This window comes from Maritalea myrionectae DSM 19524, from assembly GCF_000423365.1.
In the GTDB taxonomy this organism is placed as follows: domain Bacteria; phylum Pseudomonadota; class Alphaproteobacteria; order Rhizobiales; family Devosiaceae; genus Maritalea; species Maritalea myrionectae.
On record NZ_AUHV01000005.1, the window covers coordinates 128,679 to 143,813 of the forward strand.

Sequence of the window (15,135 nt, forward strand, 5' to 3'; positions counted from 1 at the left end):
GCGGTTTTCATCTATTCTGCCGCTGCGGGATGTGGCAGAATTTTGGTGGTGGAGAAGTGCTGTTTGTTCAGCCTGACCACCAGCACAATCATGGCAATCTGGAAGGCAAGTGCGGGCAATGTGAACGCCCAGTAGGCAACACCGAACTTGGCGATCAGACCCGCGCCGACCAATCCCTTATTCACGAAGAAATGAATCATGACGGAGAGCGCCACGCCCGGGCAAACCAGCGCATATGCGCCAGCAGACTTCTGCCCCTCTTGCGACAGAAATGAGGCCGCGTAATTCTTTGCTTTCAGGGCGTTCCAGCCGACCAGGGCAATAAGCAATTGCACCGCAAGCAGGCCGCCGAGCATGACAAAATTGTGCGCGGTGTCGAAATGCATATCAAACTGGGTGTGCATGCCGTGATTAATGCGCAGACTTGCGATGCCCAACACGGTCAATAATGGGATGATGACAAGCAATGTTGGCGCGGCTTCTGCGGCCAGACCATTTTGCAAAATTGAGTTCAACCCAATGACGACCGCAACCAGCGCGACAAGCACCGCGGCGATAAAGAATAACCCTGCCAAGGCAACGCCCACGCCCACAATGATTTTGGATTGGGACAAAGCGGCAGGTGCGGCGAAGCCAACCGAAATCATGGCAAATGCGAAGGCCGGCAACACTTGGGCAAAGGAGTTGTTGGCCCTTTGGTCAAACCCGCCCTCAGCGAAGATTCGCGCGAGAAATTTGCCAAACAAATTGAGCGCCAAAAGACCGATCAATGCGAAAGTGGCAATGGCTGCGGGGAACAGAAACTCAACAATGGACCAAAGCCCCGGCACAAACACCAAGCCCACAATAAATGCGACATTGACTGCCATCGCGAGGGTGAGCGGCAGCGCCATCAATTGGGTTTCAGCGTTCGAGTTTTTCAACTTGCGAAAGGCCTCGGTTTCGCGAAATTTTGAATATTCGCGCAAGTTCCAAGCCAGCAAGCGAAAGTGCAATATGGCCAAGAGGGCAATGCCCATCAAGGCAATGGTGATCGCGATTTGCAACGGCATATTGGCGGAGGCATAAGCCCGCACAATATCTTCAAACACCGGCACCGGTTGCCCAGGGTGGGGCACCCAGAACATCAAATACATAAAGAATGTAACAACCAATCCACCAGCGCCAACGCTGGCCAGAAAATACAATGGCGCATAGCGCTCTTTCAGGTTTTTCGGCATAGATAGCATTTCCCAACTCCATCTTATTAAATATATAAGCATATACTAATATTGATAGTTGGAGTTGGCTAGATGGGTGTTGGGGATAGATTGTCGCAGGGGTGAGAAAAGCCTGTGAACTCCTGCAAATCCTCATGGGGCGGTGCCCACAATTCGTCGCGCAAGGTCGCAGATTGCGGTCGAGGCCTATTTCCCGAGAGTTATTTTGTATGCGCAGCAAATGCGAAACTGAATGCTGATTTTGCAGGACGTTGCCATTGCACGGAGCGAACATGGCCCCATCAGTTGATCGCTTAGCAACAAGGAAAATTCCCAATGTGCTCTCGACCTTCTGCTCATCTTCGCGTCAACGAACAAAAAAGACCGACCACATGGCGGTGTGGCCGGTCTTTTACTTCGGTCTTGGGAGGAACCTAAAGTTTAGTGGCAGGCAGGGCGTGTGCCGGGCAGCAGCACTTTGTCGATGACGTGGATCACGCCATTGTCCGCATGGATATTGGCGACGACCACATTGGCCATATCGCCAGTGCCGTCAGCAATAGTGACTTTGCCACCATCTGAGGTGATGCACAGGCGCTCGCTGGTCAATACTGGTTTGAAATAGTTTGAGCCGTGGGGGAAATCGGCGGCGCGGAGCAACCGGTCATCCACGTGGTAAAGCAGCACATTGGTGAGCTGGTCTTTGTTTTCCGGCTTAAGCAATGTCTCAACTGTGCCTTCGGGCAATGCATCAAATGCTGAGTTGAGCGGGGCATAGACGGTGAATGGACCGTCGGAGTTCAAAGTATCGACCAGGCCAGCGGCAGAGACTGCGGCGACGAGGGTTGAGAAGCGGTCATCGCCTGAGGCGATTTCGACGATGGTTTGCGCTTGAGCGGCTGTGGTGAGCGCTAAAGCTGTGGCCATCGTGGCTGCGATCTTGCGAATTGATTTCATTGTACTTACCTTTGATTGGCTAAGCGCCGTAATTGATGTTTGCAGACCAATTAACGGCGATGCGCGGGTTCTGGATCACGGAACCCGCGCCCTTTGCGCTCAAAACCTTGTAAACAATCTGTTGCTTAATTGGCGCATTGGGTTGATTTTGGTTGACGCATTCATGTTGATCGGCAGCGCGCTCGCGTCCCCTGTTGCGTGTATTCTCAGCCAGGTTTTGCGGAACAAACAGCCCGCCCTGCGCCCGCCAACACTGTATGGATCCCCGGGTCAAGCCCGAGGATGACAGTGGGTGGGTTTGATGACGTGGCCTAGTCGTTTATGCAGGCGAGTTAGACGGGCTTGTGGGCGCTTTGGAGGGAAATATTATCCCTCCCGACAGGGCACCAGGCAGGTCCATTTTTGGGTGGCGACGAGTTTGCCGGTGTCGAGATTGATGGTGTTCAGTAAAATGCCAACATAGCCACGCGGGGCGGTGCGGGATTTGGTGAGGTCGACGATTTCGCCCTTCACGGTGACGCTTTCGCCCGGATAGACCGGGGCGGCGAATTTTAGGTCGTCGATGCGCATGCCGATCAAAGGGTTTTGGCCGAAGGGCTTGATCAGCGCCATCAGGCGCATGGTGACGGAAAGGGTTTGCCAGCCGGAGGCGATGATGGTGCCGAACGGGCCGTCTTTCGCCTCGTCCTCATTCACATGGATAAATTGCGGGTCATATTCTGAAGCGAATTCGTGTACCTTTTCGGCCGTCAGCGTGTAGGTTTCGGTTTCGAATTTTTCGCCGAGGGTCAAATCTTCAAAATATCTTGTCTCTGTCATGCTCTTGCTTTCAGGCGCTGTTGCACATCTTTGGTGATGAAATCGGCCACCGTGCGCACACGGGTCAAATGGGCCAAATCTTCGTGAATGGTGAGCCACAGATCGCGCTTGATCTCCACCTCATCGGGCAAGATGGGGATCAGGTTGGCGTGATCTTTGGCGATATAGTCGGGCAGGATGCAGACCCCGGCCCCGTCAACTGCCAATTGCAATTGCACATGCAGGCTGGTGGCGGTGAGGTGGGCTTTGAGCGACGGGTCCACGCTGGGGATATAATCCAGCTCCTTATCGAAAATCATATCCGGGATATAGCCGATGCCGCGCACGCGCTTCAGGTCGCGGCGGGCGACAATTTCCGCATGATTGTCGAGATAGGATTGCGCGCCATAAATATGCAGGGCATAGGACGCGATTTTGCGGATTTTCACGCGGCCTGTTTGCGGCCGTGAGCCGGTGATGACAAAATCGGCCTCGCGCTTGGACAGGGAAAAATTGCGCGGCACGGTGATCAATTGCACTTCCAATTGCGGGTGCAGGCGGCAGAGTTCTGCTGCGCCCTCGGCCAAAAGAAAACTGGCGACGCCTTCATGGGCGCCGATGCGCACGGGGCCGGACAGGTCCGAGCGCTTGTCGCTCAATTCATCAATGGCGCGCATGGCGTCGCTTTCCACCTGCTCGGCGATGGGCAGCATTTTCAGCCCGGCATCGGAAAGGGCATAGCCTTGGGGCGAGCGGTGAAACAGCTTTGTTTTGATATTGTCTTCCAACGCGGCAATACGGCGCGACACGGTGGCGTGATCGACGCCCAGCTGGGCGGCGGCCAAAGTGAGCGTGCCATGGCGGGCCACAGCGAGGAAAAACCGAAAATCGTCCCAATTGGTGCGCATAATGGCGTGAGATTAGCTGATGTGTTACACTATAGCTACTGTATTTTTGCACAATGGTTTTGCTTGATTTGTTGTTGAACGCCCATTCACGCACAATATGATGCGGGCGATATGTTTTTTAAGGCGCAGTTTGCGCAGCGCACAGCGATAGCTGATTTTGCGCGCAAGGGATCTGGAGGAGGCCCGAGCAATGAACGAGATCACCCACTTTATCAATGGCGAACATGTTAAAGGCACATCTGGCCGTTTTGCTGATGTGTTGAACCCCGCAACTGGCGAAGTGCAGGCCAAAGTGCCGCTGGCCAGCAAGGACGAATTGGCCAAGGCCATCGAGATTGCCAAGGAAGCGCAAATCGCTTGGGGCAACACCAATGCCCAGCGCCGTGGCCGCGTTATGATGAAATTTGTTGAGCTGTTGCATCGCGATATGGATAAGCTGGCCGAAGCCCTGTCACGCGAGCACGGCAAGACCTTACCAGACGCGAAAGGCGATGTGGTGCGCGGGTTGGAAGTGGCTGAATTTTCCATCGGTGCGCCGCACTTTATGAAGGGCGAATATAGCGCCGCCGCTTCGACTGGCATTGATATTTATTCCATGCGCCAGCCTTTGGGCGTTGTGGCAGGCATTACGCCGTTTAACTTCCCGGCCATGATCCCGATGTGGAAATTCTGCCCCGCAATTGCGGCGGGCAATGCGTTTATCCTAAAGCCGTCCGAGCGCGATCCATCTGTGCCGAACATGCTGGCGGAATTGATGATTGAGGCTGGTTTGCCCAAGGGTGTTTTGAATGTGGTGCATGGGGACAAAGAAGCCGTGGACGGCATTTTGGACCATGAAGATATTCAAGCCATCGGCTTTGTGGGGTCTACCCCGATTGCGGAATATATTTATTCGCGCGGTTCTGCGAACGGTAAACGCGTACAATGTTTTGGTGGCGCGAAAAACCATATGATTATCATGCCGGATGCGGACATTGAACAAGCGGTGGATGCGCTGGTGGGCGCAGGTTATGGCGCGGCGGGTGAACGCTGCATGGCCATTTCAGTTGCCGTGCCGGTGGGCAAGGAAACTGCCGACAAATTGGTGGCCGCTTTGAAACCCCGCGTGGAAGCGCTGCGGGTTGGCCCTTACACAGAAGGCGACAATGTAGACTTTGGCCCGCTGGTAACCGGCGATGCGCTGAAGCGCGTGACCGGGTTGGTGGATAAAGGCGTTGAAGAAGGCGCTGACCTTGTTGTGGATGGGCGTGGCTTTAAGCACAGCACCAATCCCAACGGGTATTTTATCGGCCCTTGCCTGTTCGACAATGTGACCGAGGGCATGGACATCTATAAAGAAGAGATTTTTGGCCCTGTGCTTTCCGTGATGCGGGCGGAAACCTATGAAGATGCGGTTGGCTATGCCATGCGCCATGAATATGGCAATGGCGTTGCGATATTCACCCGCGATGGCGACACGGCGCGTGACTTCACCCACCGGATCAATGTGGGCATGGTCGGCGTGAATGTGCCAATCCCTGTGCCGCTGGCTTATTACACCTTTGGTGGCTGGAAACGCTCTGGCTTTGGCGATTTGAACCAGCACGGCCCGGATGCGTTCCGCTTCTATACGCGCACCAAAACCGTGACCTCGCGGTGGCCTTCTGGCGTAAAAGAAGGCGCGAGCTTTACTATTCCTGTGATGGAGTAATCCGATATGGATTTTGCATTAAGCGAAGAACAAAGCGCCATTTTTGATATGGCACGGGAGTTTGCCGCCGAGAATATTGCACCCAACGCGGTGGAATGGGATCAGGCCAAGCATTTCCCCTTGGATGTGATCAAGCAAACAGCCGAATTGGGCATGGCGGGCATTTATGTGCGCGACGATATTGGCGGGTCTGACCTGACGCGGTTGGATGCGGCGCTGATTTTTGAAGCCCTGTCTCATGGTTGTCCGGCCACAGCCTCGTTCCTCTCCATCCACAATATGTGTGCCTGGATGATCGACCGCTTTGGCAGCGAAGAGATGCGTCAAGAGTGGGGGCCGCAGCTTTGCACCATGGATAAGGTGGCCAGCTATTGCCTGACCGAGCCGGGTTCTGGCTCGGACGCGGCGGCGCTGAAAACCACGGCCAAGCGTGACGGCGATGAATTTGTGTTGAATGGCACCAAGAGCTTTATTTCCGGCGGCGGTGTGTCTGACCTTTATATCGTGATGGCCCGCACCGGCGAAGAAGGCCCGAAAGGCATTTCCGCCTTCTTGGTGGAAAAAGGCACAGAGGGCCTCAGCTATGGCGCCAATGAAAAGAAGATGGGCTGGAATGTACAGCCCACTTCCGAAGTGGTGATGAACAATGTGCGTGTGCCAGCCAGCAATTTGCTGGGCACGGAAGGCGACGGGTTCAAATATGCCATGAAGGGGCTTGATGGCGGGCGGTTGAACATTGCCGCCAGCGCCTTGGGCGCGGCGCAAGCGGCGCTCGACAAGACACTGAGCTATATGGAAGAGCGCAAAGCCTTTGGCAAAAGCATCAACCAGTTCCAAGCGCTGCAATTCCGCCTGGCCGACATGGAGATTGAGCTGCAGGCCGCACGGGTTTTTCTTTACAAGGCGGCATGGACTTATGACCAGCAATTGCCCGAGGCGACCAAATATTGCGCCATGGCCAAACGGTTTGTGACCGACACGGCCTTTGATGTGGCCAACCAGGCGCTGCAATTGCATGGCGGCTATGGCTATCTGGCCGATTATGGCATTGAGAAAATTGTGCGGGATTTGCGGGTGCACCAGATTTTGGAAGGCACCAATGAGATCATGCGCATGATTGTGGCGCGGCAACTCTTGAGTGCATCATGAGCGAAAAAGAAGTTCTGATTTCGAGCCAAAATGGGGTTGGGCACATGGTGCTCAACCGCCCCAAAGCCCTGAACGCTTTAAGCCACCAGATGGTGCTGGAAATGCTTGAAGCCATGAAGGCATGGCAGGGCGATCCGGGCATTCATGCGGTGCTGATTGAGGGCGCGGGTGACCGCGCCTTTTGCGCTGGCGGCGACATTCAAGCGGTTTATGAAAATGGCCGCACCGACCATGATGCGGTGATGCAGTTCTGGCGCGACGAATATGAATTGAACGCGCTGATCGAGAATTACACCAAGCCCTATGTGGCCATGATGCATGGCTTTATTATGGGTGGCGGTGTGGGCGTTTCCGCCCATGGCAGCCACCGGATTGTGACCGACAATTCCATCATCTCCATGCCGGAAACGGGCATTGGATTTTTGCCCGATGTGGGCGGCACCTATTTGCTGTCGCGCACACCGGGCGGCTTAGGGTATTTCTACGGGTTGACCGGCGGACGCATGACTGCCGATGATGCCATCTATTGTGGATTTGCGGATTATTACGTACCGGAGGACAAGTTTGACGCGCTGAAAGAAGCCATTTTGGCCGGCGGCGATGTGGACGAGTTGATCAAAGCCCATGCGGCAACACCGCCAGAGGGCGATGCGCGCTGGCACCACACGCAAATTGCCGACTGGTTTGCGGATAAGAGCTTTGACGACGCGATGGCAGCGATTGAAGCGGATGAGAGTGAGTTTGCACAAAAGGCTTTGAAGGTTTTGAAGCGGCAATGTCCGCTTTCGGTGAAATCGACCTTTCACGCCATCAATGAAGCGAAGCAGATGGACAGCATTGAGCCCTGCTTAGGTCAGGAATTCCGCTTCGCCGATGCATCGCTTTATGACGTGAATTTTTACGAGGGCATTCGCGCCGCGATCATTGAGAAAGATCGCAACCCGCAATGGGTGCCCGCCACGCTCGACCAGGTGAGCGACCAAATGGTGTCAGCCATGTTCAAGCCGCTTGGGGAAAAAGAGCTGAGTTTAAAATAGCCGTTGGGACGGCTTGTCTTTGGGAGGACAACATGAAGATCGCATTTATCGGACTGGGCAATATGGGCGGCCCTATGGCCGCAAACCTATCCACCGCCGGGCACGAGGTGCTGGGCTTTGATTTGAACCAGGAGATTGCGCAAAAAGCGGCGGCCAAGGGCGTGCAGCTGGCCCATAGCGCCGAAGGCGCAGTGGAAGGCGCCGATGTAGTGATCTCCATGCTGCCCAATGGCAATATTGTGCTGAGCGTTTATAAGCAGCTTTTGGGGCTGGCCGATAAGGGCACGGTATTTTTGGATTGCTCCACCATTGATGTGAAAAGCGCCGAAGAAGCACATGCCTTGGCGAAAGAGGCGGGCATGTTGAGCCTTGATGCGCCGGTTTCCGGCGGCGTGGGCGGCGCGGAAGCAGGCACGCTGACCTTTATGGTGGGCGGCAGCGACGATGCCTATGGCAAGGCCAAGCCCTTGTTTGACATTATGGGGCAAAAGGCCGTGCATTGCGGCGCTGGCGGCGCCGGACAGGCGGCCAAAATCTGCAATAATATGCTGCTGGCGATTTCCATGATCGGCACGGCGGAAGCCTTTAATCTGGCGGACAAGCTCAACCTCGATAAATCTGCATTATTTGATGTCATTTCCACATCATCCGGCTCTTGCTGGAGCGTGAATACTTATTGTCCCGTACCGGGCGTTGGGCCGGAAAGCCCCGCTGACCGGGACTATAAGCCGGGTTTTGATGCCAGCCTGATGCTGAAAGATCTGAAATTGAGCCAGGACGCTGCTAGCCAAACGGATAGTGCCACCCCCCTTGGCGCGCACGCCACATCATTGTATGAAAAGTATGTCGAAAAACACGGCGTGGGGCACGATTTTTCCGGCATCATCAACGATTTGGATGCGCTTAACAAAGCTTAAGCGCACCCATTTCCAATTTTGATCGAGGTAAAGGATAGCGTGATGACCGATGTTATTTTGGTGGAACAGGTCGAGCGGGTGGTCAAAATCACCCTCAATCGCCCGGACGCGCTGAATGCGCTGAATCTGGATGTGATGGAGGCGGTGGCCACCGCGCTCGAAAAATATGACCGCGACCCAAGTGTAGGCTGCTTTGTGATCACCGGATCCGAAAAAGCATTTGCCGCCGGTGCGGACATCAAGGAAATGCAGGACAAGAGTGCAACCGACATGCTGAACGCAGACTGGTTTGCCGGGTGGGACCGGCTGTCGCGCATTCGCACGCCTATTTTGGCGGCGGTGAACGGCTATGCCCTTGGCGGTGGTTGTGAACTGGCGATGATGTGCGACGTGATTTATGCAGGCGACCGCGCCAAGTTCGGCCAACCGGAAATCAAGCTCGGGGTGATCCCCGGCATGGGCGGGTCGCAACGGCTGACCAAGGCCGTGGGCAAATATAAAGCCATGGACATGATTTTGACCGGCCGGATGATGGACGCCACGGAAGCAGAGCGCTGCAATTTGGCAGCACGGATATTTGACGCCGATAAGCTGGTGGATGAAGTGATGAACATTGCCAAAGAGATTGCTGGCTTCGGCAAACTCTCGGTGATGGCGGGCAAGGAAGCGGTGAACCGTGCGCTTGAGGGCGGCTTGACCGAAGGCATTTTGTTTGAACGCCGCAGCTTCCATGGCCTGTTTTCCAGCCACGACCAGAAAGAAGGCATGGCTGCCTTCAGCGAAAAACGCGACGCCAACTTCAAGGGTGAATAGATATGCATATTGATGATGAACTGACCGTTGTCGTATCCGGCGGCGCGTCTGGCCTGGGCGAAGGCGTGGCGCGGCACCTGGCGATTTTGGGCGCGCGGGTCGGTATTTTCGATCTGAATGAAGAAGATGGCCAACGGGTGGCCGACGAGATCGGCGGCGCCTTTGCCAAGGTGGATGTGTCGGATGCCGACAGTGTTGATCGCGGCTTTGAACATGTGCGCGGCCAATTGGGGCAAGAGCGGGTGATGGTGAACTGCGCCGGCATTGCGCCGGGCGCCAAAACCGTCGACCGAGAAGGCAACCCGCATGACGCGGGCCTGTTTGCCAAAACATTGGGCGTCAATCTAATCGGCAGCTTTAACTGCGCCTCACAATCTGCCGCAGGCATGGTGAAAATGGATGCGCTTTCAGGCGATGGCGAACGCGGGGTGATCATCAACACCGCCTCTGTGGCCGCCTATGAGGGCCAGATTGGCCAGATCGCCTATTCCGCCTCAAAGGGCGGTATTGTGGGCATGACCCTACCTATGGCGCGGGATTTGTCGCGCGACGGCGTGCGGGTTTTGTCGATTGCGCCGGGCATTTTTCTAACACCGATGATGCAAGGTTTTTCACAAGAGGTGCAAGATTCACTGGCGGAAAACACCCCCTTCCCCAAACGGTTGGGCCATCCGGAAGATTTTGCCAAATTGGTGGAACATATCATCATCAACAGCATGTTGAATGGCGAGACCATTCGGCTTGATGGCGCGGTGCGCTTGCAGCCGCGATAGGAGCATTTCATGACAGACCATATTGTGATTGTTGACGCAGCCCGGACCCCGATGGGCGGGCTGCAAGGTGATCTGGGTGCGGCGAGCGCGCCCGAATTGGGCGCAACGGCGATTAAAGCCGCGGTCGAACGCGCTGGGCTTTCGCCAGAAGATATTTCAGAAGTGCTGATGGGCAATGTGCTCAATGCGGGCATTGGCCAAGCACCTGCGCGGCAAGCTGCTTTGGGCGCCGGGCTTAAACTTGGCACCGCCTGCACCACCATTTCCAAGGTGTGCGGCTCGGGCATGAAGGCAGTGATGCTGGCCCATGATCAGCTGAAAGCGGACAATGGTGACATTGTTGTGGCTGGCGGCATGGAAAGCATGACCAACGCGCCTTATCTGCTGCCGAAAATGCGCAGCGGCGCCCGCATGGGCCACACCCAAGCCATTGACCATATGTTTTTTGATGGGCTGCAAAACGCCTATGACAAGCATGAATTGATGGGCGAATTTGCTGAAAATTGCGCGAGTAAATATAGCTTTAGCCGCGAACAACAAGATGAATTTGCCCTCGGGTCGCTGAACAAGGCACTTGCGGCGCAAGAGTCAGGCGCGTTTGACAAAGAAATTACCGCGGTAACGATCAAAGGCCGCAAGGGTGACATCGTTGTGGACAAAGACGAGCAACCCGGCAATGCCCGCCCGGACAAAATTCCACAATTGCGCCCGGCCTTTGCCAAGGATGGCACGGTGACTGCGGCCAACGCGTCCTCCATCTCTGATGGCGCGGCAGCGCTTGTGCTGATGCGCGAGAGTGACGCCAAGGCCAAGGGGCTGAAGATCCGTGCGCGGATCATCGGCCATCAAAGCCATGCGCATGAGCCAGGCTGGTTCACCACAGCGCCTGTGCCGGCGATGCAAAAACTGATCGACAAGATTGGCTGGGCTGTTAATGATGTTGATCTTTGGGAAATCAATGAGGCCTTCGCCGTTGTGACTCTGGCGGCGATACATGACCTCAAGATTGATGCGGACAAGGTGAATATTCACGGCGGCGCTTGTGCCCTTGGCCACCCAATTGGCGCTTCTGGCGCACGAATTTTGGTGACGCTCTTGCACGCGCTTGAACACACCTCTAAGAAACGCGGTGTTGCCTCGCTTTGTATCGGTGGGGGTGAAGCAACGGCCATGGCAATTGAGATTGCCGACTAACTTACGGAGAGCCAAAGATGAAAATTCTTGTACCCGTGAAACGGGTCGTTGATTACAACGTCAAGATCCGCGTGAAGGCGGATGGAACGGGCGTTGATCTCGCCAATGTGAAAATGAGCATGAACCCCTTTGACGAAATTGCCGTTGAAGAGGCGTTGAAGCTGAAAGAAGCCGGCAAGGCGGAAGAAGTGATCGTTGTGTCGATCGGCCCGGAAAAGGCGCAGGAAACCTTGCGCACAGGCTTGGCCATGGGCGCGGATCGCGGCATTTTGATCAAAACCGACGAGACGGTTGAGCCGCTTGATGTGGCCAAATTGCTGAAAGCCGTTGTGGACGAAGAGCAGCCAAAATTGGTAATTTTGGGCAAGCAGGCCATCGATGATGATGCCAACCAAACCGGCCAGATGCTGGGCGCGTTGCTCGGCTGGGGCCAGGGCACTTTTGCTTATGATGTTGAGCTGAGCGATGATGGCGTGGATGTGACCCGCGAAGTGGATGGCGGTTTGCAAACCGTATCGCTTTCTCTGCCCGCAATCATCACCACAGACTTGCGGCTGAATGAACCGCGCTATGCCTCTTTGCCGAACATTATGAAGGCGAAGAAAAAGCCTTTGGACACCAAAGAGCCGGGCGATTATGGCGTTGAGATCAAAAACCGTTTGACCGTTCTTGAAACCACGGAACCGCCAAAGCGCGCGGCGGGCATTAAAGTGGGTTCTGTTGCAGAGCTGGTTGATAAATTGAAGAACGAAGCGGGGGCAATCTAATGACGACACTTTTGATTGCTGAACATGACAATAAAGCCTTGAACGAAGCCACCTTGCGCGCCGCCAGCGCGGCAGCGCAACTGGGCGACGGGTTCGATGTGTTGGTGGCCGGTGAAGGCGCTGGTGATGTGGCGGCAGAAGCGGCGAAAATCGCCGGTGCGGGCAAAGTTTTGCACGCGGACAACGCTGCATTTGCCAACCAATTGGCCGAGCCTGTGGCCGATCTGATCGTCTCCTTGGCCGATGGCTATGATGCGATTGTGGCCCCGGCAACCTCCAACTGGAAAAACGCCCTGCCCCGCGTGGCAGCCTTACTTGATGTGATGCAGATTTCTGACATCACTGAAGTGGTGAGCGGCGACACATTTGTGCGCCCGATCTATGCGGGCAACGCGTTCCAGAAGGTACAGACCAGCGACGCCAAAAAGGTGATCACTGTACGCACCACAGCCTTCGAAGCGGCGGCCACTGATGGCAGTGCCAGCGTTGAAGCGGTGGACAATGCACCGGACAATGCCATCTCCAGCTTTAAGAGCGAGCAATTGGCTGGTGGTGATCGGGTGGACCTGGCCAGCGCCAAAGTTGTGGTCTCCGGCGGTCGGGCATTCGGCTCCAAGGAGAAGTTCAACGAGTTGCTTGAGCCCTTGGCCGACAAGCTGGGCGCCGCGCTTGGCGCGTCTCGCGCGGCGGTGGATGCGGGCTATGCCCCCAACGATTGGCAAGTGGGCCAAACCGGCAAGGTTGTGGCACCCAAGCTTTACATCGCCATCGGCATTTCCGGCGCGATCCAGCACTTGGCGGGCATGAAAGACAGCACCACCATTGTCGCGATCAACACTGACGAAGATGCACCAATCTTCTCCGTGGCTGACTATGGCCTGGTGGGCGATCTGTTCGAGCTGGTGCCTGAACTGACTTCGGCGCTTGACTAAGATGCGCTTGCCCACGCTCACCGATGCCAAGCTGGAATTGGATGCGGGCGTGGCCACGCTGACCTTTTGCCGTGAGGACGTTTTGAACGCCCTCACCGGCACCAACCTGATCGACGATATTATCAATGTGCTCGACTGGGCCGAGGCCAGCCCGGACGTCGGCTGTGTGATCCTCACCGGGACGGGCAAGGGCTTTTCCTCTGGCGGCAATGTGAAAGACATGCACGAGCGCACCGGCATGTTTTCTGGCGGGGTGGACGATATCGCGGCGGCCTATAAGGCCACCATTCAGCGCATTCCGATGAAATTTGCCGAACTCAGCGTCCCCGTGATCGCTGCGATCAATGGCGTGGCCGTGGGCGCGGGGTTTGACCTGACCGCCATGTGCGACATCCGCATCGCCGCCGACCATGCCCGCTTTGGCGAAAACTTCGTCAATATGGGGCTGATCCCCGGCGATGGCGGCGCTTACTTCTTGCAGCGTGTCGTCGGCTATCAACGCGCTGCGGAGCTGACCTTTACCGGACGGCTATTTGACGCACACGAAGCCAGAGAGATCGGCTTTTTGCTCGATGCGGTGCCAGCGGATCAATTGATGGACCGGGCCACCACCTTGGCGCAAGAAATAGCGGCAAAGCCGCATTATCAAGTGCGACAATCGAAATTGCTGATGCGCAAGGCGCAGCAGATGAACTTATCGGACTTTTTGGACCATACCGCCCTTGTGCAGGGCACCTGCCACCATTCAGACGCCCATAAGCAGGCGGTGGCGGCCTTTGTGAACAAGGGCAAATAGTCACATTCTTTGTTCAATCCTGTTGCCATTTTTGATTTGCGCGACAGAGTGTTTGCTCCAACCATTGGCCGAACTTTTTCATCGCCGGTTTGTTGCGCGAATTCTCGCGAAAGACGAGCCAGTATTTCTGATCAGTTTCAACGCGTCTTGCAAAAGGCGCAACCAGTTTTTCCGTTTCCAAGGCTTGGCCAGCAAGCGTTTCCCAAGCCATAAAAACGCCCTGGCCCGACATGGCCGCATCCAAACATATGGAACCATCCGCATAGGTTGGACCTCGCGCCAAAATGTCTGGCGTCAAATTGTAGCTGGCTAACCATTGTTTCCAACCAAACAGTTCTTGATTTATTCGAATAATGGGCATCTTGGAAAATTCAGCTGGCTGCTGGATTCTCTTTGCCACTTCCGGCGCACACACCGGAAAGACACGTTGGGTGAGAAGCTGCTTTACCCGCAGATTTGGCCAGGGCCCGACGCCCACCCGGATGCAGGCATCAACATCTTCACGATTGGGGTCGACATATTTCGCATCCGGCTCAATCTGCACATCAATGTCCGGATATAGCGCCTGAAATTCCGGCATATGCCAAACCAGCCATCGTGTGGCAAAGATTGGTGCCACACTCAATTTGATCTGGTTCGGGTTTTGCTGCGTGAATACAGCAGCGACATCATTCATGTCCGCAATTGATTTCGTGAGTTTGGGCATCCATTTGGCCAACTCATTATTCGGCTGCAACCCTTTTGGCGTTCGTACAAAAAGCTCCTGTCCAAATAGTTTTTCTATATTGCGGACCCGTTGGCTTAATGCGCCAGATGTAATCCCCAGCTCATTCGCCGCCGCCGCGAGAGAACCCAATCGCCCGATCGCCTCAATAGCCCGCAAGCCAGATAATGGAACATTGTTCAAACTTCTCATTTAGATAAACTAAACACGTGTGCTGGCAATTTCAATTTATTTGGCCGGGCTGAAATTTTATGCTCCTGCCATTATGAACATTTTCAGCAAGCTTAAATCCTTCCTTCTATGCGCCACACCGGTTGAACAGATCGATTGGACACACGATCCAATGTCACATCCGGACATCGTGGCCATGTCTGAACGGGAAAAGGGGGATTTGCCGCAAATAAAATACTGCGCCGAAAGCGACAGCACGTGCGAAACGAAATAGGCTTGAGAAAGCGACGTGACATCAGATAGGCTGATT

16 protein-coding genes are annotated in these 15,135 nt (G+C 55.2%); 11 read left to right on the forward strand and 5 right to left on the reverse strand.

Features of this window, described 5'->3' with window-relative positions; translation table 11 throughout:
• Positions 1-11: 11 nt before the first annotated feature.
• The 4 genes from G549_RS0114530 to G549_RS0114550 form a co-directional block, all read right to left on the reverse strand.
• On the reverse strand, positions 12-1,229 hold the full coding sequence (locus tag G549_RS0114530) for a TsoY family (seleno)protein (protein WP_036222996.1): 1,218 nt from the start codon (positions 1,227-1,229) through the stop codon (positions 12-14).
• A 411-nt stretch (positions 1,230-1,640) separates the two neighbouring features.
• Entirely contained in the window at positions 1,641-2,156 is a 516-nt protein-coding gene (locus G549_RS0114535) for a fasciclin domain-containing protein (RefSeq protein WP_027835630.1), read from the reverse strand.
• A gap of 366 nt (positions 2,157-2,522) precedes the next feature.
• Complete coding sequence (locus G549_RS20525) at positions 2,523-2,975, reverse strand: MaoC/PaaZ C-terminal domain-containing protein (RefSeq protein ID WP_051213898.1); 453 nt, start codon at positions 2,973-2,975, stop codon at positions 2,523-2,525.
• On the reverse strand, positions 2,972-3,862 hold the full coding sequence (locus G549_RS0114550) for a LysR family transcriptional regulator (RefSeq protein ID WP_027835632.1): 891 nt from the start codon (positions 3,860-3,862) through the stop codon (positions 2,972-2,974). The genes G549_RS20525 and G549_RS0114550 overlap by 4 nt, the downstream gene beginning before the upstream one ends.
• A gap of 190 nt (positions 3,863-4,052) precedes the next feature.
• On the opposite strand from G549_RS0114550, the gene G549_RS0114555 reads away from it, so the two are divergent.
• The 10 genes from G549_RS0114555 to G549_RS0114600 are packed head-to-tail and all read left to right on the forward strand — an operon-like array spanning position 4,053 to position 13,930.
• Positions 4,053-5,552 carry a CoA-acylating methylmalonate-semialdehyde dehydrogenase gene (locus G549_RS0114555; protein ID WP_027835633.1) on the forward strand — a complete coding sequence of 500 codons (1,500 nt, stop codon included), beginning with the start codon at positions 4,053-4,055 and terminating at the stop codon, positions 5,550-5,552.
• A gap of 6 nt (positions 5,553-5,558) precedes the next feature.
• Positions 5,559-6,701, forward strand: coding sequence for an acyl-CoA dehydrogenase family protein (locus G549_RS0114560; protein WP_027835634.1), 1,143 nt, complete (start codon positions 5,559-5,561; stop codon positions 6,699-6,701).
• Positions 6,698-7,738 (forward strand): enoyl-CoA hydratase/isomerase family protein, encoded by a 1,041-nt coding sequence (locus tag G549_RS0114565; protein WP_027835635.1) that lies wholly within the window; start codon positions 6,698-6,700, stop codon positions 7,736-7,738. Before G549_RS0114560 ends, G549_RS0114565 begins: the two co-directional genes overlap by 4 nt.
• A 32-nt stretch (positions 7,739-7,770) precedes the next feature.
• Positions 7,771-8,655, forward strand: coding sequence for a 3-hydroxyisobutyrate dehydrogenase (gene mmsB, locus G549_RS0114570; protein ID WP_027835636.1), 885 nt, complete (start codon positions 7,771-7,773; stop codon positions 8,653-8,655).
• Positions 8,656-8,694: 39 nt separating this feature from the next.
• Positions 8,695-9,468 carry an enoyl-CoA hydratase-related protein gene (locus G549_RS0114575; RefSeq protein ID WP_246778392.1) on the forward strand — a complete coding sequence of 258 codons (774 nt, stop codon included), beginning with the start codon at positions 8,695-8,697 and terminating at the stop codon, positions 9,466-9,468.
• A 2-nt stretch (positions 9,469-9,470) separates the two neighbouring features.
• A complete protein-coding gene (locus tag G549_RS0114580; RefSeq protein ID WP_027835638.1) occupies positions 9,471-10,241 on the forward strand; it encodes an SDR family NAD(P)-dependent oxidoreductase in 771 nt (256 codons plus the stop codon).
• 9 nt (positions 10,242-10,250) lie between these two features.
• Positions 10,251-11,435 (forward strand): acetyl-CoA C-acyltransferase, encoded by a 1,185-nt coding sequence (locus G549_RS0114585; protein WP_027835639.1) that lies wholly within the window; start codon positions 10,251-10,253, stop codon positions 11,433-11,435.
• Positions 11,436-11,452: 17 nt separating this feature from the next.
• Complete coding sequence (locus G549_RS0114590; protein WP_027835640.1) at positions 11,453-12,202, forward strand: electron transfer flavoprotein subunit beta/FixA family protein; 750 nt, start codon at positions 11,453-11,455, stop codon at positions 12,200-12,202.
• Entirely contained in the window at positions 12,202-13,134 is a 933-nt protein-coding gene (locus tag G549_RS0114595; protein ID WP_027835641.1) for an electron transfer flavoprotein subunit alpha/FixB family protein, read from the forward strand. The genes G549_RS0114590 and G549_RS0114595 overlap by 1 nt, the downstream gene beginning before the upstream one ends.
• 1 nt (position 13,135) lies before the next feature.
• Complete coding sequence (locus tag G549_RS0114600; RefSeq protein ID WP_027835642.1) at positions 13,136-13,930, forward strand: enoyl-CoA hydratase-related protein; 795 nt, start codon at positions 13,136-13,138, stop codon at positions 13,928-13,930.
• A gap of 13 nt (positions 13,931-13,943) precedes the next feature.
• On the opposite strand, the gene G549_RS0114605 is transcribed toward G549_RS0114600, so the two are convergent.
• Complete coding sequence (locus G549_RS0114605; RefSeq protein WP_027835643.1) at positions 13,944-14,846, reverse strand: LysR substrate-binding domain-containing protein; 903 nt, start codon at positions 14,844-14,846, stop codon at positions 13,944-13,946.
• 73 nt (positions 14,847-14,919) lie between these two features.
• Between G549_RS0114605 and G549_RS21955 the strand changes: the two genes are divergently transcribed.
• Positions 14,920-15,099, forward strand: coding sequence for a hypothetical protein (locus G549_RS21955; protein WP_169449662.1), 180 nt, complete (start codon positions 14,920-14,922; stop codon positions 15,097-15,099).
• Positions 15,100-15,135 lie beyond the last annotated feature (36 nt).

What these genes read in the sequence shown, in the direction of transcription:
- G549_RS0114560 (WP_027835634.1), top strand. Translation starts at nt 5,559, where the DNA reads ATGGATTTTGCATTAAGCGAAGAACAAAGCGCCATTTTTGATATGGCA.
- G549_RS0114605 (WP_027835643.1), bottom strand. Translation starts at nt 14,846, where the DNA reads ATGAGAAGTTTGAACAATGTTCCATTATCTGGCTTGCGGGCTATTGAG.
- G549_RS0114555 (WP_027835633.1), top strand. Translation starts at nt 4,053, where the DNA reads ATGAACGAGATCACCCACTTTATCAATGGCGAACATGTTAAAGGCACA.
- G549_RS21955 (WP_169449662.1), top strand. Translation starts at nt 14,920, where the DNA reads ATGAACATTTTCAGCAAGCTTAAATCCTTCCTTCTATGCGCCACACCG.
- G549_RS0114590 (WP_027835640.1), top strand. Translation starts at nt 11,453, where the DNA reads ATGAAAATTCTTGTACCCGTGAAACGGGTCGTTGATTACAACGTCAAG.
- G549_RS20525 (WP_051213898.1), bottom strand. Translation starts at nt 2,975, where the DNA reads ATGACAGAGACAAGATATTTTGAAGATTTGACCCTCGGCGAAAAATTC.
- G549_RS0114600 (WP_027835642.1), top strand. Translation starts at nt 13,136, where the DNA reads ATGCGCTTGCCCACGCTCACCGATGCCAAGCTGGAATTGGATGCGGGC.
- G549_RS0114530 (WP_036222996.1), bottom strand. Translation starts at nt 1,229, where the DNA reads ATGCTATCTATGCCGAAAAACCTGAAAGAGCGCTATGCGCCATTGTAT.
- G549_RS0114580 (WP_027835638.1), top strand. Translation starts at nt 9,471, where the DNA reads ATGCATATTGATGATGAACTGACCGTTGTCGTATCCGGCGGCGCGTCT.
- G549_RS0114565 (WP_027835635.1), top strand. Translation starts at nt 6,698, where the DNA reads ATGAGCGAAAAAGAAGTTCTGATTTCGAGCCAAAATGGGGTTGGGCAC.
- G549_RS0114595 (WP_027835641.1), top strand. Translation starts at nt 12,202, where the DNA reads ATGACGACACTTTTGATTGCTGAACATGACAATAAAGCCTTGAACGAA.
- mmsB (WP_027835636.1), top strand. Translation starts at nt 7,771, where the DNA reads ATGAAGATCGCATTTATCGGACTGGGCAATATGGGCGGCCCTATGGCC.
- G549_RS0114585 (WP_027835639.1), top strand. Translation starts at nt 10,251, where the DNA reads ATGACAGACCATATTGTGATTGTTGACGCAGCCCGGACCCCGATGGGC.
- G549_RS0114535 (WP_027835630.1), bottom strand. Translation starts at nt 2,156, where the DNA reads ATGAAATCAATTCGCAAGATCGCAGCCACGATGGCCACAGCTTTAGCG.
- G549_RS0114550 (WP_027835632.1), bottom strand. Translation starts at nt 3,862, where the DNA reads ATGCGCACCAATTGGGACGATTTTCGGTTTTTCCTCGCTGTGGCCCGC.